This window comes from Enterobacter sp. kpr-6 (assembly GCF_900116015.1).
GTDB lineage: Bacteria > Pseudomonadota > Gammaproteobacteria > Enterobacterales > Enterobacteriaceae > Enterobacter_D.
On record NZ_FOYH01000005.1, the window covers coordinates 87038 to 105175 of the forward strand.

Sequence of the window (18138 nt, forward strand, 5' to 3'; positions counted from 1 at the left end):
CGTGCCGATCGCTATTCGTGGGCCCGCCAGCATAATGGAAAATTTTCATACTCTTTACCTTGCCGCCAGTCGACGAAGGATTGCGCTTTCCGTATAGTGGCGACAATTTTTTACACCGGGATATATTCAATGATCAGTCTGATTGCGGCGTTGGCGGTGGATCGCGTTATCGGCATGGAAAACGCCATGCCATGGAATTTGCCTGCCGATCTCGCCTGGTTCAAACGTCATACTTTAAACAAACCTGTAGTGATGGGCCGCCTGACCTGGGAATCCATCGGGCGTCCGCTGCCAGGACGTAAAAACATCGTGATCAGCAGTAAGCCTGGCACCGACGATCGCGTGCAGTGGGTTTCATCTGTGGATGAAGCGATGGCCGCCTGCGGTGATGCCGAAGAGATTATGGTGATCGGCGGCGGGCGTGTGTATGAGCAGTTCCTGCCGAAAGCGCAAAAACTCTATCTGACGCATATTGATGCCGAAGTGGAAGGGGATACCCATTTCCCGGACTACGAGCCGGACGACTGGGAGTCGGTGTTCAGTGAGTTCCATGATGCCGATGCGCAGAATTCGCATAGCTATTGTTTTGAGATTTTAGAGCGGCGGTAGGGTTTTGCCCTGTGGTTCCCCTCACCCTAACCCTCTCCCGGTGGGAGAGGGGACAGATCGAGCGCGGACTTGCCTTTCTCCCTCTGTTTCCCCTCACCCTAACCCTCTCCCGGTAGGAGAGGGGACAGAAGATCGAGCGCGGACTTGCCTTTCCCCCCTCTCCCTGAGGGAGAGGGCCGGGGTGAGGGGTGTTTTATAGCAGCGAAGCCTCGTCGCCACCCACTTCCAGATGCCGGTTCGAACTTTGCGCAAAGTACGTCTTATCTTCCCAGCGCAGACACGTCAGTACGCCCCCCCAGCAGCAGCCGGTATCCAGCGCGTAAACATTTTCCGGCGTACCTTTGCCTTCCAGCGATGCCCAGTGACCAAAGGCCACGCTGTACTCTTCCATCACCGGGCCTGGGATCATAAACCACGGCTTCAGTGGCGCGGGCGCGCTTTCCGGCACGTCTTTGCAGTACATATCCAGTTGACCGTTCGGGAAGCAGAAGCGCATGCGGGTAAACGCATTGCTGATAAAGCGTAAGCGCGACAGGCCGCTCAGTTCCTCGCTCCAGTGGTTCGGCATGTCACCGTACATGGCATCAAGAAACAGGGGATAGGTGTCGCTGGCGAGCACGGCTTCAACGTCTCTGGCGCAGGTTATGGCTGTCTCCAGATCCCACTGTGGGGTGATACCCGCGTGCGCCATGACCAGTTTTTTCTCTTCGTCCACCTGCAACAGCGGCTGACGACGCAGCCAGTTGATCAGCTCATCCGCGTCCGGGGCTTCCAGCAGCGGCGTGATACGATCTTTGGGCTTATTGCGGCTAATCCCGGCATACACGCCCAGCAGATGCAGGTCATGGTTACCGAGCACCATCCGTACCGAGTCACCGAGAGACTTTACAAAGCGCAGGACTTCCAGCGATGCCGGGCCGCGTGCAACCAAATCGCCGGTGAGCCATAGGGTGTCCGTCGCAGGATCAAATTGAACCTGTTTTAACAATGCGATCAGTTCATCGTAGCAACCATGAATGTCGCCAATAAGATATGTAGACATGGATTTAGTGGATTAGTGTTGGAACGGCAAGTCGGAAGACCGGGATGGCGAGGCGGAACGGCTGACCGTCCGCGTCGATCATTTCATAATGGCCCTGCATGGTGCCCAGCGGCGTTTCGAGCACCGCGCCGCTGGTATATTGGTATTCACCGCCCGCTTCAATGTGGGGCTGAACACCGATAACGCCTTCACCCTGAACTTCAGTTTCACGGCCATTGCCATTAGTGATAAGCCAGTAGCGCCCTAACAACTGCACAGGCGCTCGCCCCAGATTGCGTATGGTGACAGTGTAGGCAAATACAAAACGCTCTTCGTCGGGTGAGGACTGGGATTCAATATAAACGCTTTGCACCTGAACACATACGCGGGGCGAATTAGTCATGGCTTAACTCTCCTTTGACGGCGCGTTATCGATAAGGTAATTCGCCATCTGGCAATATTGTGCAACGGTAATGTTCTCTGCACGCACCGTTGGGTCAATCCCCAACTGCGTCAGCACGTCAAGAGAGAACAGATTGCCGAGGCTATTACGAATCGTTTTACGGCGCTGATTGAACGCTTCAGTGGTAATGCGACTCAGAACCCGAACATCTTTTACCGGGTAAGGCGGCGTGCTGTGCGGCACCAGTCTTACCACGGCGGAATCCACTTTCGGTGCTGGCGTAAAGGCCGTTGGCGGGACTTCGAGCACCGGAATGACATTGCAGTAATACTGCGCCATCACGCTTAATCGACCATACGCTTTACTGTTCGGCCCCGCAACCAGACGGTTTACCACCTCTTTTTGCAGCATAAAGTGCATGTCAGCAATGGCACCAGTATAGCTAAACAGGTGGAACATCAACGGCGTGGAGATGTTATACGGCAGGTTACCAAACACGCGTAGCGGTTGACCCAGCGTTTGCGAAAGCTCGAAGAAATTCATCGTCATCGCATCTTGCTGATAAATAGTCAGTTTAGGCGCAAGGAACGGATGAGTTTGCAGACGGGCCGCCAGATCGCGATCCAGCTCGATGACCGTCATTTTATCCATGCGCTCACCCACCGGTTCGGTGAGTGCGCCAAGGCCCGGACCGATTTCTACCATCGCCTGGCCTTTTTGAGGATTGATCGCCGCAACGATACTGTCGATCACGAACTGATCGTTGAGGAAGTTTTGCCCGAAGCGTTTGCGGGCGAGATGGCCCTGATGGACTCTGTTATTCATTGAGTATTAACAATCATTTTGATGGCGAGATTAAGCGCCGTAATAAAACTGCCGACATCGGCTTTCCCCTGGCCCGCCAGTTCAAGAGCGGTCCCGTGGTCAACGGATGTGCGAATAAAGGGCAGGCCGAGCGTGATATTCACACCACGGCCAAAGCCCTGGTATTTTAGCACGGGCAGGCCCTGATCGTGGTACATCGCCAGCACGGCATCTGCGTGCTCAAGATATTTGGGCTGAAACAGCGTGTCGGCGGGCAGCGGCCCGCTCAGATTCATCCCCCGCGCCCGCATTTCTTCGAGCACCGGAATGATGGTGTCGATCTCCTCCGTACCCATATGTCCGCCTTCACCCGCGTGAGGGTTCAGGCCGCACACCAGCACATGCGGATCGCGGATACCAAATTTGGTCTGCAAATCGTGATGAAGAATGCTGATGATTTCACGCAGCAATTCAGGCGTGATGGCATCAGGAATGGCTTTGATCGGCAGATGGGTCGTGACTAACGCCACACGCATCTCTTCCGTCGCCAGCATCATCACCACTTTCGGGCTGTGCGAACGCTCTTCAAAAAACTCGGTATGCCCGGTAAAGGGCACACCCGCGTCGTTGATCACGCCTTTATGCACCGGCCCGGTGACCAGCGCCGCAAATTCGCTGTTAAGGCAGCCATCGCAGGCGCGCGCCAGGGTTTCAACCACATACGCACCGTTAGCCACGTTTAATTGCCCGGCGATGACGTCGCTGTGCAGGGCCACGGGCAGAATGGTCAACGTATGTGCGCGCTGCGGCTGTGCCGGGAAGTCAGGCTGATAGGGGAGGAGCGTAAGCGGCAGACCGAGCAGAGTTGCCCGGTCTGTGAGAAGTGTTGCATCGGCGCAGACCACTAATTCCATCGGCCAGTCGCGCTGGGCGAGCTGAATGACGAGGTCCGGGCCAATCCCGGCGGGTTCGCCGGGAGTGATAACCACACGCTGAGCGTTCATTAGTTACTCAGAATTTTGACGTAAGCGCCTGCGCGCTGTTCCTGCATCCAGGTCGCCGCTTCTTCAGAGAATTTACGGTTCATCAGCATACGGTAAGCACGATCTTTCTGCGCCGCGTCGGTTTTATCCACATTGCGGGTGTCCAGCAGTTCGATCAAATGCCAGCCGAAAGAGGAGTGGACAGGGCCGCTGATCTGGCCTTTGTTCAGCTTGCTTAATGCATCGCGGAACGCCGGATCGTAGATGTCTGCGGCTGCCCAACCCAGATCGCCGCCCTGGTTAGCAGAGCCGGGATCCTGAGAGAACTCTTTTGCAGCGTTAGCAAAGCTGGTTTTGCCACTTTTGATATCCGCTGCAATCTGCTCGATTTTCACGCGCGCTTGCTCGTCGGTCATGATCGGTGACGGCTTCAGCAGAATATGACGGGCATGAACTTCGGTTACCGAAATACTCTGGCTTTGACCGCGCAGATCGTTCACTTTCAGGATGTGGAAGCCCACGCCTGAACGGATGGGGCCGACAACATCGCCTTTTTTCGCGGTGCTAAGCGCCTGAGCAAAAATGCCCGGCAGTTCCTGAATGCGTCCCCAACCCATCTGGCCGCCCTGCAGCGCCTGCTGATCGGCAGAGTAGGTGATCGCCAGTTTGGCAAAATCATCACCGTTACGTGCCTGCTCAACAATGGATGTCGCCTGGCTACCGGCTTCATTAACCTGATCGGAGGTTGGATTTTCCGGCAGCGGAATGAGGATGTGGCTCAGATTCAGTTCGGTGCTGGCATCGTTTTGCGTGCCGACCTGCTTCGCCAGAGCGTCCACTTCCTGCGGCAGGATAGTAACGCGGCGACGCACTTCACTGTTACGCACTTCAGAGATCAGCATTTCTTTGCGGATCTGGTTACGGTAGGTGCTGTAGTTCACCCCATCGTAAGCCAGACGGCTGCGCATCTGATCCATCGTCATATTATTTTGTTTCGCGATGTTGGCGATCGCCTGATCGAGCTGCTCGTCAGTGACCTTCACACCCATTTTGGTGCCCATCTGTAAAATGATTTGATCCGTGATTAACCGTTCCAGAATCTGATGGCGCAGCGTGGCGTCATCGGGTAACTGCTGGCCCGCCTGACCGGCGTTAGCTTTCACTGATTGCATCAAACCATCAACGTCACTTTCCAGCACAACGCCATTATTGACGACGGCAGCGACTTTATCGACAACCTGCGGCGCGGCGATACTGGTATTCGCAACCATCGCGATACCAAGAAGCAGCGTTTTCCAGTTCTTCATACATTTTCCATTTCTATTAACCGCAAAGCGGATTACGTTGCAAATCAACTACATCACAATGAGCTACGATAAGGCAGAATGTTCGAACGCAGCATTTGCTGTGTGCCCAGACCGTAGTTAGAACTCAGACCACGCAGTTCGATATTAAATCCAATGACTTTATCGTATTTGCTTTGGTTGTTTGAAGTATCCCAGCCGTTCAGCTTGCGTTCATATCCAACGCGGATAGCGTAACAGCAGGAGTTATATTGCAGACCGACCATCTGATCCGCCGGTTTGCTGGTATTGGTATCAAAGTAGTACGCGCCGACGACAGACCAGCGATCGACGATCGGCCAGCTTGCCGCACCGCCTACCTGAGAAATGCCTTCGTTATATTGCTCTGAGGTCGCAAAGTTTGGCAGCGTCGCCTGGATGTACTCCGGGCTGGCATAACGATAGCTCAACTGTAACAGACGGTCTTCATCACGACGGTACTCCAGCGTGGAACTGCTGGTGGCGACGTTGTTAAGACGCGTATCGTATTGCACCCCACCACGCAGGCCCCAGCGATCGGAGATGCGCCAGTAAGTATCGCCCGCCCAGACCAGTGAACCTGTATTTTTGTCTTTCTCCCACTGGATATTGTCATCACCGGTACGGGATTCGGTGAAATAGTAGATTTGACCAACGGAAACGTTAAAACGTTCAACCGCTTCCTGATCATAAATACGTGACGTAACACCCGTTGTAACCTGGTTGGCAGAGGCAATGCGGTCAAGGCCACCGTAGGTACGATCGCGGAACAGGCCGCTGTAGTCGGACTGCAACAATGACGAGTCATAGTTATTGATGTTGCTCTGATCGCGATACGGCACGTAGAGATACTGCGCACGCGGCTCCAGCGTCTGGGTGAAGCCCTCGCTCCAGTTCATATCGCGCTCGAAGACCATTTTGCCGTCGACTTTGAACTGCGGCAGGACGCGACTCACTGAACTCTCATAATGAGTTCGATAAGTCGCATTGAAGTCATCAATATTGGTCTGCTGATAATGCGTCGCCATCACTTTGGCTTCGGTATTCAGGCTTCCCCAGTCGTTTGATAACGGCAGATTGATGGTCGGTTCAAAGTGAACACGTGTGGTTTCAGGCATGTAATCTGTGGTGTTCACAAAATTCACGGCCTGCGCATAAACACGAGTGTCAAACGGTCCAACGTCATTCTGATAGAAGTTGACGTCCAGTTGCGGTTCGGCGGAATAAGAACTTTGAGTTTGAGTATCAAAGACCTGGAATTGCTTCGTCGACACCGTAGCGTTAAAGTTTTCAATCCAGTAACCAGCACTAAATATTTGCGTGGCGTAGCCATCGGTACTGGAACCATACTTTGACGTAAAGTCGTTAAAATAGGTTGGATCGCTGACTTTTGTATAGTCAACGTTAAATCGCCAGACTTCGTCCATTACACCGGCATGCCGCCAGTAGAACAACCAGCGATGACGATCGCCATCTGCAGGGTATTCGTTTTCGTAAACTTTGTCCGACGGCAGATAGTCAAATTCAACAAGGCCGATACCCGCCTGAGTCAGGTAGCGGAATTCGTTCTCCCACTGCACGTTACCGCGCTTGTGAATATAGTGCGGGGTAATGGTCGCATCGAAGTTTGGCGCAATGTTCCAGTAATACGGCAGGTAGAACTCAAAATAGTTCGTGGTGCTGTATTTCGCATTGGGGATCAGGAAACCGGAGCGGCGCTTATCGCCAATTGGTAACTGTAAATAAGGGCTGTAGAACACCGGCACCGGACCGAGTTTAAAGCGCGCGTTCCAGATTTCCGCGACCTGTTCTTCACGGTCGTGAATGACTTCCGAGCCCACCACGCTCCAGGTATCGGAGCCCGGCAGACATGAGGTAAAGGTGCCGTTATCCAGAATGGTGTAGCGGTTCTCACCGCGCTGTTTCATCAGATCGGCGGTCCCGCGTCCCTGACGACCCACCATCTGGTAATCGCCTTCCCAGACGTTAGTATCTTTCGTATTCAGATTCGCCCAGGCTTTAGGCCCTTTCAGGATCACCTGGTTGTCATCATAGTGAACGTTACCCAGGGCATCGACGGTGCGTACCGGATCGGCCTGACCTTCAGCCTGCTGCTGATGAAGCTGCATTTCGTCGGCCTGTAACCGGCTGTTACCCTGCTGCACATCGACGCTGCCGGTGAACACGGCATCGTCCGGATAATTGCCTTTCGCATGGTCAGCATTGATGGTGACAGGCAGATTATTGGTTTCGCCGGTCACCAGAGGGCGGTTGTAGCTTGGGATGCCCAGCTTACACTGCGAGGCAAGATCGGCCGCCTGCCCATACTGACTGTACAGGGCTGCGCTGATCATCGTGGCCAGAAGGGTGGGAATACGTTTTTTCATACGTTGTATTTGTTGTTCCGTCATCAGTGGCTTTTCGGCATGTAAACGCTCAGAGACTAACTTACTCACCTTCACAGCGCTAGTGTTAATCCTGCCCGCTTTCGAGCCTCCCGAAGAAGGCTGTGCCTGTGCACGGCATAGAATGACGGGTATGATAATGCAAATTTTAGCCGACGGCATGACGATTTGGGGAGTATATGCAGTATTGGGGAAAAGTGATTGGTGTCGCCATCGCCCTGTTAATGGGCGGCGGCTTTTGGGGCGTGCTCCTCGGGCTTTTAATCGGGCATATGTTTGACAAGGCGCGCAGCCGTAAAATGGCGTGGTTTGCGAATCAACGTGAACGTCAGACGCTGTTTTTTGCCACCACCTTCGAGGTGATGGGGCATCTGACCAAATCCAAAGGTCGCGTGACGGAAGCGGATATTCAGGTCGCCAGTCTGTTTATGGATCGTATGAATCTGCACGGTGAGTCGCGCGCCTCTGCGCAACATGCGTTCCGCGTTGGCAAGACGGATAACTACCCGCTGCGTGACAAAATGCGTCAGTTCCGCAGCGTCTGTTTTGGCCGCTTCGATTTGATTCGGATGTTTCTGGAAATTCAGATTCAGGCCGCGTTTGCCGATGGTTCATTACACCCGAACGAGCGCGAAGTGCTGTATGTAATTGCTGAGGAGCTGGGCATCTCCCGGATGCAGTTCGATCAGTTCCTGCGCATGATGCAGGGCGGAGCGCAGTTTGGCGACGGGTATCAGCGTCAGCAGCAGTCCGGTGGCGGCTGGCAGCAGGCATCTCGCGGGCCGACGCTGGAAGACGCCTGCAACGTGCTGGGAGTGAAGCCCACCGACGATGCCACCACCATCAAGCGCGCCTATCGTAAGCTGATGAGCGAGCATCACCCGGATAAGCTGGTGGCAAAAGGCTTACCGCCGGAAATGATGGAGATGGCGAAGCAAAAAGCGCAGGAAATCCAGAAAGCTTACGAGCTGATCAAAGAGTCAAAAGGATTCAAATAACGGCGGGTTCGCTTTTCCCCTCACCCTAACCCTCTCCCCATGGGAGAGGGGACAGATCGTGCGCGGTGCCGCTTTTCCCCCTCTCCCTGCGGGAGAGGGCCGGGGTGAGGGGCAAACATTACTCCGCGAGAAAAAGCTCCAGCAGGGAGTTTAAAAACAACTTACCGTGCTCCGTGATCTGCCAGTACTCCTCGCTTTCCGTCAGATACCCCAGCGCAACAGCCTCGTCGATCTGCTTACGGATCGCCGACTCATCAAGCCCCGTGTAGCGCGTAAACTCTGCGCGCGGCGCGGCTTCCAGCAGGCGGAAGCGGTTCATAAAGAACTCAAACGGCTTGTCGGCCTCTTCAACATCATGCTGCTTATCAAGATAGTTGCCCTGCATATAGCCGCGCGGATGACGCGTCTTCGCCGTACGCATAATCCGCCCGTCCGGGAAAGTCACTTTGCCGTGTGCGCCACAGCCAATCCCCAGATAATCGCCAAAGCGCCAGTAGTTGAGGTTGTGCTCACACTGATAGCCCGGCTTCGCATAGGCCGACGTTTCATATTGCTGATAGCCTGCGGCGGTTAACAGTTTGTCGCCCTGCTCGAAAATATCCCACAGTGCGTCGTCGTCCGGCAGCACGGGTGGGCGAGAGCTGAACAGCGTATTGGGCTCGATCGTCAACTGATACCAGGAGAGATGCGGGGGATTAAGGGCAATCGCCTGACGCAAATCATCCAGCGCTTCTTCCAGCGACTGATCCGGCAAACCGTGCATTAAATCCAGGTTAAAACTGCGCAGTCCCAGCCCCGTCGCCAGATGTGCGGCACGTTTAGCTTCACCGGCATCGTGGATGCGCCCCAGACGCTTGAGTTTGGTTTCACTGAAACTTTGCACGCCAATGGAGATCCGGTTGACGCCCGCCCGCTGGTAATCGACAAAGCGGTCGGCTTCCACCGTGCCAGGGTTAGCCTCCATGGTGATTTCCGCATCGGAAGCCAGCTTCAGACGAGCACGGACGCCGTCCAGCAGGGTTTGCATCGCCGGGCCGGAGAGCAGGCTCGGCGTGCCGCCCCCGATAAAAATAGTCTTCACTTCACGCCCCTGAGCGTAAGCGACGTCACCGTCCAGATCGCGTAACAGGTGCGCGACATAGTCGTCATGCGGAACTTCGCCCTTTAACGCGTGGGAATTGAAGTCACAGTACGGGCATTTCTGCACGCACCAGGGGATGTGAATATAAAGACTCAGGGGTGGCAAATCAGCCATTACGCAGTGCTTCCAGTAACAGTTTTAACGCTTGCCCACGATGGGACACGGCGCTCTTTTCTTCGCGGGTGAGTTCCGCAGCGGTTTTGCACAGGGCCGGGACATAAAAAATCGGATCGTAACCGAAACCGCCTTCCCCGGCGGATTGACGTGCAATCACGCCCGGCCAGCTACCGTGGCACACCAGCGGGGTCGGATCGTCAGCGTGACGCATGTACACCAGCACACAGTGGAACTGCGCCTGACGCTTATCGTCCGGCACGTCCTGCAACTCTTCGAGCAGCTTTTCCAGATTCTGCTGGTCGGTGGCATCAACGCCTGAAAAACGGGCGGAATAGATGCCCGGCGCGCCGCCGAGCACATCCACTGCCAGCCCTGAATCATCGGCGAGAGCCGGTAATCCGGTTACCTGAGCGGCATGGCGCGCTTTGATAATCGCGTTTTCGATAAACGTCAGGCCGGTTTCTTCAGCAGACTCAACGCCCAGTTCGGTTTGCGCCACCACGTCCAGCCCAAAATCATTGAGCAGCGAGGCGAGCTCACGCACTTTACCGGCGTTACCGGTCGCGAGGACAACTTTTTGCATGGGTAGATCCTAATTAAGTAATGCCGCGACGTCTGTCGGGATGTGTTGCGGATGAATAATTTTAACCTGCTTATGGCGGCCCAGTTCGCCTTTTTCGATGGTGATCTGACTTTTGGCCACGCGGAACTGTTTGGCGAGAAATTTCACCAGATGGGCATTCGCCTTGCCGTCAACCGGCGGGGCGGTGATGGCGACTTTTACCTCGTCGCCATGCAAACCGACAATCGAATCCCGGCTGGCTTTGGGCTGAATATACAGCCGCAAAACCAGCCCGTCATCGCAGGCGCTGACTGCACTCACAGCGCCATCCACAGCCCCGGCAACAGCATATTGCCGGTCGACTGTAACAGTTCAGCGATCCCCATATTGAGCACGTACAGCAGCAGCACCAGGATCATCGGCGAGAAATCGATCCCGCCCATCGAGGGCAGCAGACGACGGATCGGGCGCAGCAGCGGTTCGGTCAACTGCATCAGCACAAATTCAACCGGGCTGCGGCCCTGGCTGACCCAGCTCATCAGCGCCATCACCAGCAGCACCCAGAAAATAATCAGGCCGATGGTTTTCAGCAGGATCAGCACCGCGGCGATCCAGATAATCGGCTCGAAGGTGATGACCGAAAACAGCACGATTGCTTTGATGACGCAGAGAATAAAGGCGATCAGCAGCGATGAACTGTCAATCGGCCCCATTGCCGGGATGACGCGGCGCAGCGGGCCAACGATAGGCTGAGTAATTTTGACGACAAATTGTGAGAACGGGTTGTAAAAATCAACGCGCGCCCACTGCATCCAGACGCGCAGCAACAGCACCATTGTGTAAAGTTCAATGATCGTTGAAAGCAGGAAAGTCAACGTATTCATGGCGTTCCTTAGTTTTCCTTAATTTTTTGTGTAATCGCGGGCACCAAAAATCGCGGTACCGATACGCACCATCGTGCTGCCAGCCGCAATCGCGGCGTCCATATCCTCCGTCATCCCCAGAGATAACGTATCGACGGCTGGATAACGCAATTTAAGCGCGTCAAATGCTACAGCCATTTGCTGTGCCACCGCAAACTGCCTTTCAAAATCTGACACTGGCGCGGGGATAGCCATCAGCCCGCGCAGGCGAACGCCCGGCAGCGCCACAACCTGATCGGCCAGCGCATCAAGTTCGCTTAATGCAATGCCAGATTTGCTCTCTTCATCGCTAATATTGATTTGAATCAGGATGTTAAGCGGGGGGAGATGGGCCGGGCGCTGCTCGCTTAAACGGCTGGCGATTCGCAGGCGATCGACCGTATGGCACCAGTCAAAATGTTCGGCCACCAGGCGGCTTTTATTGGACTGTAGCGGGCCAATAAAATGCCACTCCAGCCCCGCGATCCCTTCATCCTGAAAGTGGCGGATTTTATCGACGCCTTCCTGAACGTAGTTTTCCCCAAATGCGCGCTGCCCGGCGGCGATGGCTTCTGCGACGGCGCTCGCAGGTTTCGTTTTGCTGACTGCAAGCAGGGTAACTTCTTCTGAAGCACGGCCGCAACGCATTGTAGCCGCTGAGATTTTATCCCGGACCTGTGCCAGGTTATGCGCAATGTCGTTCATTTTGTCCTGGAGGCTGTATGAATATGGAAGAAATTGTGGCCCTTAGTGTAAAGCATAACGTCTCGGATCTACACCTGTGCAACACCCGGCCCCCGCGCTGGCGACGGCTGGGCAAACTGGAAGCGGCCCCCTTTCCGCCCCCCGATATCGAGACGCTGATGCGCGAGGCGCTGAGCGACGAACAGCAGGGTGAATGGTGGGCAAACCGGCAGGTTGATTTTGCGATTGAAGTCAGTCAACGGCAGCGGCTGCGCGCCAGTGCGTTTATGCATCATCACGGCGCATCGCTTGCACTGCGACTGCTGCCGACCCGCTGCCCGCAACTGGACGCCCTGGGCGTGCCTGCGGCCATTGATGAAATTCTGGCACGGGAAAATGGCCTGATTCTGGTGACCGGGGCGACCGGCAGCGGTAAGTCCACCACCCTTGCAGCCATTGTCGATGCGCTAAACCACCGGATGCACGGGCATATCCTGACTCTCGAAGATCCGATTGAATATGTGCATGAGGGGGTGCAATGCCTGATCCAACAGCGCGAAATCGGTCTGCACTGTCCGTCGTTTGCCGACGGATTACGCGCGGCGCTGCGTGAAGATCCCGACGTGATTTTACTGGGTGAATTGCGCGACAGCGAAACCATCCGGCTGGCGCTCACCGCAGCCGAAACCGGGCATCTGGTACTCGCCACGCTGCACACGCGCGGCGCAGCGCAGGCTATTGAGCGGCTGGTGGATACCTTCCCGGCGCAGGAAAAAGATCCGGTCCGCAGCCAGCTTGCGGGCAGCCTTCAGGCGGTGCTGGCGCAAAAGCTGGAGCCGGATAAACAGGGCGGACGCGTGGCGCTGTATGAACTGCTGGTCAATATCCCGGCGGTGGCGAATTTAATCCGCGAAGGCAAAACCCACCAGATCCCCGGCGTGATGCAGACCGGACAGCAGGCGGGGATGCAAACCTTCGCGCAAAGTTACCAGCAGCGGGTGGCGCAGGGCAGGCTTTAGCGCACGTGCAGCGCATAAACTGCCGGCAGCGCGCCTGCGGTGGCGAGGATCTCCAGGCGAAGGATGTGCGCCGTTTGCGGCGTGGCAAAACGATGTTCGCAGACCGAACGGTGGTTATGGTCAACGTCCGCGATTAACTGGTCGTCTGCCCACAGGCGATAACGCGTGATGCAGTGCGGAGTCACGGGCAGCGGATGGCCCATCTGCACGGTTTCCATGGCGTTATCAAAATCGTTGTCATGAATTAACGTCACCTGGCTAAAACGGTGCGCGGCGGGCCAGTGCAAACTGATCCACGGCTGCGCATCTTCCGGCGCAGGCACCCAGGCGTTGGTTTGCTGCTCCGGGCGCAGACGACCATTGAGCAGGTTGTGCGGCTCAAAGCAGTGCAGCGGGGCGCTTAACTGCATTGCGGGCATGATCTGCTGCGGGCGGCGGCGCGGTAGCCAGAAGTCGAACTCGTCCACGCCGTAATCGCCGTCGGCGATCTGGCGGGTATGTTTGGCAACGCGGGCATTCAGGCTGTTAAACACCGTCATAATGCCGGGCAGCGCCACGTCAGTCAGGGCAATTTCAACGTCGTCAGTGGCGTCGAAGGCAACAAAAACGTACTGATCGCGCTCGCTTTGCCAGCTAAACGTGCAGCGGTGATCCTGTTCGCCATTAACCGGGAATGCGCATTCATCATACGCAAGCTCCGGGGTGAAATTCCCGGCGCGCTGGCTTCCGAGCAGTCTGACGGTGACGTTTTGCGGCGTCCGGGCGCGCAGTGTCACGGTAAAATCGGGCAGTGACTCTCCGGCTTTGACCGGTAACAGGATCGCCATGCGCGCGGAAAGTGGCTCCCATTTGCCGTTGGGCGGCAACCGGGCCAGATGATATTCACTGCTGGCGGTGACGGTTGCGCCAGCAGCCGGATCGGTGAGGAACTGACGCGGGATATAGCAGCCCGTCGCCTGCAAATGCTGTTGTAGCTCGCCAATTTTCTCAGGCGCAGCCAGTTCGTGCGTCGTTAGCTTTTGCTGGTGGCACAGCGCTGCTGCACGCCCAACAACTTCACCGAGCAGCCCGCAGGTGCACATCACGCGGGCGCTGCCGAAGGCGACGTGGGAGGCGGAGATCAGCCGCCCGGTCAAAAACAGATTGTCGAGCGAGCGGCTGTAGAGGCTGCGATAGGGGATCGTGTAGGTGCCTTTGCTGTGAAACTGGCGGCAGCCGTCGTGGGTGCTGTAAACGCCGTCTGCCGGATGAAGATCGATGGACCAGCCGCCGTAGGCCACGGCGTCGTAGTGGTCGCGCTGTTCAATAATGTCCTGCTGGCAAAGCAGATGATCGCCCATAAAACGGCGGCTCTCGCGCTTGCCGGGGATCGCGCCGACCCACTCAATGGTCATGTTCGCCGCTTCCGGAAACTCACCCGAATTTTTGATGTAGTTCCAGACGCCCCAGACGATCTTCCACAGCTCCCATTTGATGGCTTCGCTTTCGTGAACGGTATCGAGACGCCCGCCCCATTCGAGCCACCACAGATCGCAGCCGTTGAGGGTGGAGGTGAGCCGTTTGTAGCGCGGGATAGCGGTGATATCGTCAAGCGCAAAAGAGGGCGGGACGAAATTCACCGGGCCGTCGGTGTGTTTGGTGTAGAAGTAAATCGAGTGCCCGAGTTTATGCCCGAAGCTGTCACCCGGTGCCATTTTCTCGCCCAGTTCGCTGATGTCTTCCGCGCCTTCCCGGTATTCCGCGCCTGCGAGATAGCCGAGCACGCCATCGCCAGTGGCATCGCAAAACTGCGTGGCGCTGACCTCATAAAAGGTCTCATTGATTGGGTTAAAGGCTTTCACCTGGTGAATGCACTGCTCCCAGGCCTCGACCTCATACACGGCGGTGTTGAGCAGCAGCGTCAGTCCCGGCTGGCTTTTGGCGAGATCCAGCAGCACCAGATCAAACATCACCGGGTTGCCTTCTTTATTGCGCCACAGGTTTTCTTCGAGGATCTCGCCCATAATGCCGCCTTCCCGTGCCCAGCGGTTATTATTACCCATATGCGAGGTCGCGCCGTTGGCCCACAACCGGACTTCGCTGGAGGCATTACCGCCGAGCACCGGCCTGTCCTGGATCAGCACCACCTGTAAGCCATCGCGGGCGGCAGCCAGCGCCGCGCACAGTCCGGCCAGACCGCCGCCTGCGACCAGCAGGTCAGTTTGTAGCTGCCGGACAGGAAATGATCGGGTATCGCGCCGGGGAAAGATTTTCATTGTCTTGTTTCCTTCTGTGCTGACGGTAAAATCACACGCTGTTAAAGCTGAATAATGAGCGCCGCTATGTCATCCCAACCAAACCAAAGCCTGATTGACGGGATCCGCTGTCTGCAATACCTGGTCTCCAGTGGCCGTGCAATCGGCTGTCGCGAGCTGGCGCGTCTGATGGGCATTAACACTACCCGCGTCAATCGCCTGCTGATGACCATGGCCTCCATCGGTCTGACGATGCAGGACGAGCAGCGCCGTTACCTTCCCGGCCCCGGCATTCACGCCCTTGCAGCCCAGGCGATCCGCGGGTCGGCCCTGTTCTCCCAGGCGCTACCTCTGTTAGAACGCCATGCCCCGAAAGATATCGTGGTGGCGATGGGCGTCCTCTGGGAGGATCAGGTCATCTACATCTACCACTCCGAACCCGGCAGCCAGGTCACCCAGGCGCTGGCTGGATTTCATATGCTGCCTGCCTGGCAGTCGGTCATCGGTATGTCGCTGCTGGCGGCGGAAAGCGACGAGGCACTCATTCCGCGCTTTACGCCTGAACAGTGGCAGCAACTTCATCCGCACCTCGTCCAGCAACGCACCCAGGGTCATGTGGTGTGGCATCACGACGACGGCGAAGTATCAATGGCGCAACCCTTAGGCGCTCGCCCGGCGGCGCTGGCTTTTGCCGGTATGTGGCAGGTGAATGACGACGTGGTAAATACGCGCCTGGAAGCGCTGCATCAACTGGCCGCACAGCTCACGCAAAAAGCCTGATTTGCTCGTATATTGTTTCTTTTATAGAAACATTAAGATGAATGCAAAAATCCTGGCTCTGAAGTGTGAGGGCGATCGAGAGAATGCTACCCGCCTGCGGCACAGCGAGGCGGGAAAGGGCGGCGGTTAGCCGTGCTGGTCGAAGTAGCTTTCGAGGATGATAACAGCGGAGGCAGAGTCAACGTTGCCTTTGGTGAGGGAGCGGAAGCCGCCATGTTCAAACAGCCCGGCGCGGGCTTCAACCGTGCTCAGACGCTCATCATGTAACTGAACACGCACACCGAAGCGGCCATGGATTTTATTGGCGAAATTGCGTGCCCGCGCGGTCAGCGGCTGCTCAGTGCCATCCATATTCAGCGGTAACCCGACGATCACTTCATCGGGCTGCCACTCTTTCAGCAGGCGCTCGATCAGTTTCCAGTCCGGTGTACCGTCCTGGGCTTTGAGTGCCGTCAGCGGGCGGGCGGTGCCGGTGATGCGCTGCCCAATCGCCACGCCAATACTTTTGGTGCCAAAATCAAACGCCAGCAGAGTGCCGCTCATCAGGCATGCCCCGCAGAGTCAGGCATTGTGGAAATATCAATGCCAATCAGTTTAGCCGCTTCGCGCCAGCGATCGGCAATAGGCGTTTTGAACAGAATGTTTTTATCGGCCGGGGCTGTCAGCCAGGCGTTATCCAGAATCTCCTGTTCGAGCTGGCCCTTTTCCCATGAGGAGTAGCCCAGCGCGACCAGCACGTCTGTCGGCTGCGCATCGGTGCCGAGCGTTTCCAGCACATCGCGCGAAGTGGTGATCACCGTGTTATCGGAAATACGAATGCTGGAGGCAAATTTAGCAGGCGGCGTATGCAGAATAAAGCCGCGATCTTCCGCCAGCGGGCCGCCGAGGAACACAGGTTTATCCAGCCGGATGTCCGGGTCACGCGATTCAGGGTTAATTTTGAGTTTCTCGAGAACGCCTTCGACTTTCAGGTTTTCCAGAGGCTTATTGATGATGATCCCCATCGCGCCCTCATCGTTATACTCGCAGATATAGATCACGGCACGACGAAAAAGAGGATCCTGGAGAGCAGGCATGGCAATCAGAAAGTGATGCTGTAAATTCATTGTCAGAGGTTCTGTTTCCTGGTTCACAAAAGCAACAAGCGCTCAGTATGCGGGCAAAGCGGCGCGTATAGCAAGCTGGCGCGCCGCCGTCATGCTTATTTGCCCAGACGTTTTTCAATGGCGTCCATCAGCATACCGGTGATAGAAACCGGGAAAACGGCTTCAATTTCACGAATGCAGGTGGGACTGGTGACGTTAATTTCGGTCAGGCGATCGCCGATGATGTCGAGACCAACAAAGATCAGACCTTTGGCTTTTAGCGTCGGTGCAACGCGGCGGGCAATTTCCCAGTCGCTGTCGCTGAGCGGACGCGGCTCGCCACGGCCACCGGCCGCCAGATTGCCACGCGTTTCGCCGCCCTGCGGAATACGCGCCAGGCAGTACGGCACCGGTTCGCCATCCACCACCAGCACGCGCTTATCACCGTCTTTAATCGCGGGCAGATAGTTCTGCGCCATGCAGTAGCGATTGCCCAGCATCGTCAGGGTTTCAGCGATAACCGGCAGGTTAGGATCGCCTTCTTTGACGCGGAAAATCGACGTACCGCCCATGCCATCCAGCGGCTTGAGGATGATGTCATGATGCTTTTCCCAGAAGGCTTTTAGCTGGGCTTTGCTGCGCGTCACCAGCGTTTCCGGGGTCAGATCGGCAAACCAGGCGGTGAACAGCTTTTCGTTACAGTCACGCAGGCTCTGCGGTTTGTTAACGATCAGCGTGCCTTTCTCTTCCGCGCGCTCAAGGATATAAGTGGCGTAAATAAATTCGGTGTCGAACGGCGGATCTTTACGCATCAGCACCACGTCGAGTGAGGCCAGATCAATATCCTGCTCGCCGCTGAAGTCATACCATTTGTCGTAGTTTTGCTCGACGGAGAGCAGACGCGTGCGGGCGCGGGCTTCACCGTTGATCAGATAAAGATCCGCCATTTCCATGTAGTGCAGCTCGTAGCCGCGACGTTGTGCTTCCAGCAGCATAGCGAAGCTGGAATCTTTCTTGATGTTGATGTCTGCGATGGGATCCATCACGATGCCGAGCTTAATCATTGTTC

At 56.1% G+C, this 18138-nt stretch carries 19 protein-coding genes; 4 read left to right on the forward strand and 15 right to left on the reverse strand.

All coding sequences use genetic code 11. The features are described 5' to 3' along the window. Positions 1 to 129: 129 nt before the first annotated feature. Positions 130 to 609 (forward strand): type 3 dihydrofolate reductase, encoded by a 480-nt coding sequence (gene folA, locus BM373_RS13810; RefSeq protein ID WP_090462339.1) that lies wholly within the window; start codon positions 130 to 132, stop codon positions 607 to 609. Between the two features lie 193 nt (positions 610 to 802). On the opposite strand, the gene apaH is transcribed toward folA, so the two are convergent. The 6 genes from apaH to lptD are packed head-to-tail and all read right to left on the reverse strand — an operon-like array spanning position 803 to position 7529. Further along, a complete protein-coding gene (apaH, locus tag BM373_RS13815; RefSeq protein WP_090462341.1) occupies positions 803 to 1651 on the reverse strand; it encodes a bis(5'-nucleosyl)-tetraphosphatase (symmetrical) ApaH in 849 nt (282 codons plus the stop codon). A gap of 4 nt (positions 1652 to 1655) precedes the next feature. Next, complete coding sequence (apaG, locus tag BM373_RS13820) at positions 1656 to 2033, reverse strand: Co2+/Mg2+ efflux protein ApaG (RefSeq protein ID WP_090462342.1); 378 nt, start codon at positions 2031 to 2033, stop codon at positions 1656 to 1658. A 3-nt stretch (positions 2034 to 2036) separates the two neighbouring features. Next, entirely contained in the window at positions 2037 to 2858 is an 822-nt protein-coding gene (gene rsmA, locus BM373_RS13825) for a 16S rRNA (adenine(1518)-N(6)/adenine(1519)-N(6))-dimethyltransferase RsmA (protein ID WP_090462344.1), read from the reverse strand. Further along, the gene (pdxA, locus tag BM373_RS13830) at positions 2855 to 3841 is read right to left on the reverse strand and encodes a 4-hydroxythreonine-4-phosphate dehydrogenase PdxA (RefSeq protein WP_090462346.1); all 987 of its coding nucleotides are present in this window, start codon (positions 3839 to 3841) and stop codon (positions 2855 to 2857) included. Before pdxA ends, rsmA begins: the two co-directional genes overlap by 4 nt. Further along, positions 3841 to 5127: a peptidylprolyl isomerase SurA gene (surA, locus tag BM373_RS13835; RefSeq protein ID WP_090462348.1), complete on the reverse strand. Its 1287-nt coding sequence runs from the start codon at positions 5125 to 5127 to the stop codon at positions 3841 to 3843. Before surA ends, pdxA begins: the two co-directional genes overlap by 1 nt. A gap of 53 nt (positions 5128 to 5180) precedes the next feature. Further along, positions 5181 to 7529 (reverse strand): LPS assembly protein LptD, encoded by a 2349-nt coding sequence (lptD, locus tag BM373_RS13840; protein WP_090462350.1) that lies wholly within the window; start codon positions 7527 to 7529, stop codon positions 5181 to 5183. 197 nt (positions 7530 to 7726) lie between these two features. Between lptD and djlA the strand changes: the two genes are divergently transcribed. Next, on the forward strand, positions 7727 to 8545 hold the full coding sequence (gene djlA / locus BM373_RS13845) for a co-chaperone DjlA (protein ID WP_090462351.1): 819 nt from the start codon (positions 7727 to 7729) through the stop codon (positions 8543 to 8545). 118 nt (positions 8546 to 8663) lie between these two features. Here djlA and hemW read toward each other — a convergent pair whose 3' ends face one another. Genes hemW through BM373_RS13870 form a run of 5 tightly spaced genes read right to left on the reverse strand, consistent with a single transcriptional unit; the run spans position 8664 to position 11972 of the window. Continuing rightward, positions 8664 to 9800, reverse strand: coding sequence for a radical SAM family heme chaperone HemW (gene hemW / locus BM373_RS13850; RefSeq protein WP_090462354.1), 1137 nt, complete (start codon positions 9798 to 9800; stop codon positions 8664 to 8666). Beyond that, complete coding sequence (locus tag BM373_RS13855; protein WP_090462356.1) at positions 9793 to 10386, reverse strand: XTP/dITP diphosphatase; 594 nt, start codon at positions 10384 to 10386, stop codon at positions 9793 to 9795. The genes hemW and BM373_RS13855 overlap by 8 nt, the downstream gene beginning before the upstream one ends. A 9-nt stretch (positions 10387 to 10395) precedes the next feature. Further along, positions 10396 to 10686, reverse strand: a complete 291-nt coding sequence (gene yggU / locus BM373_RS13860; protein ID WP_090462358.1) for a DUF167 family protein YggU — start codon at positions 10684 to 10686, stop codon at positions 10396 to 10398. Further along, a complete protein-coding gene (locus tag BM373_RS13865; RefSeq protein ID WP_090462360.1) occupies positions 10683 to 11249 on the reverse strand; it encodes a YggT family protein in 567 nt (188 codons plus the stop codon). Before BM373_RS13865 ends, yggU begins: the two co-directional genes overlap by 4 nt. 18 nt (positions 11250 to 11267) lie before the next feature. Continuing rightward, complete coding sequence (locus BM373_RS13870) at positions 11268 to 11972, reverse strand: YggS family pyridoxal phosphate-dependent enzyme (protein WP_090462362.1); 705 nt, start codon at positions 11970 to 11972, stop codon at positions 11268 to 11270. Positions 11973 to 11989: 17 nt separating this feature from the next. Here BM373_RS13870 and BM373_RS13875 point away from each other — a divergent pair, with 17 nt between their 5' ends. After that, positions 11990 to 12970, forward strand: coding sequence for a type IV pilus twitching motility protein PilT (locus tag BM373_RS13875; RefSeq protein WP_090462364.1), 981 nt, complete (start codon positions 11990 to 11992; stop codon positions 12968 to 12970). Here the strand turns inward: BM373_RS13875 and BM373_RS13880 are convergent. Continuing rightward, complete coding sequence (locus BM373_RS13880) at positions 12967 to 15225, reverse strand: FAD-dependent oxidoreductase (RefSeq protein WP_090462366.1); 2259 nt, start codon at positions 15223 to 15225, stop codon at positions 12967 to 12969. The genes BM373_RS13875 and BM373_RS13880 overlap by 4 nt on opposite strands. A 66-nt stretch (positions 15226 to 15291) precedes the next feature. Between BM373_RS13880 and BM373_RS13885 the strand changes: the two genes are divergently transcribed. Beyond that, on the forward strand, positions 15292 to 15984 hold the full coding sequence (locus BM373_RS13885; protein WP_090462368.1) for an IclR family transcriptional regulator: 693 nt from the start codon (positions 15292 to 15294) through the stop codon (positions 15982 to 15984). A gap of 126 nt (positions 15985 to 16110) precedes the next feature. Here BM373_RS13885 and ruvX read toward each other — a convergent pair whose 3' ends face one another. From ruvX to gshB, 3 genes are all read right to left on the reverse strand, one after another. Further along, positions 16111 to 16527 carry a Holliday junction resolvase RuvX gene (gene ruvX, locus BM373_RS13890; protein WP_090462370.1) on the reverse strand — a complete coding sequence of 139 codons (417 nt, stop codon included), beginning with the start codon at positions 16525 to 16527 and terminating at the stop codon, positions 16111 to 16113. Beyond that, positions 16527 to 17090 carry a YqgE/AlgH family protein gene (locus BM373_RS13895; RefSeq protein WP_090462372.1) on the reverse strand — a complete coding sequence of 188 codons (564 nt, stop codon included), beginning with the start codon at positions 17088 to 17090 and terminating at the stop codon, positions 16527 to 16529. Before BM373_RS13895 ends, ruvX begins: the two co-directional genes overlap by 1 nt. A 95-nt stretch (positions 17091 to 17185) precedes the next feature. Then, positions 17186 to 18133 (reverse strand): glutathione synthase, encoded by a 948-nt coding sequence (gshB, locus tag BM373_RS13900; RefSeq protein WP_090462374.1) that lies wholly within the window; start codon positions 18131 to 18133, stop codon positions 17186 to 17188. Positions 18134 to 18138: the final 5 nt, after the last annotated feature.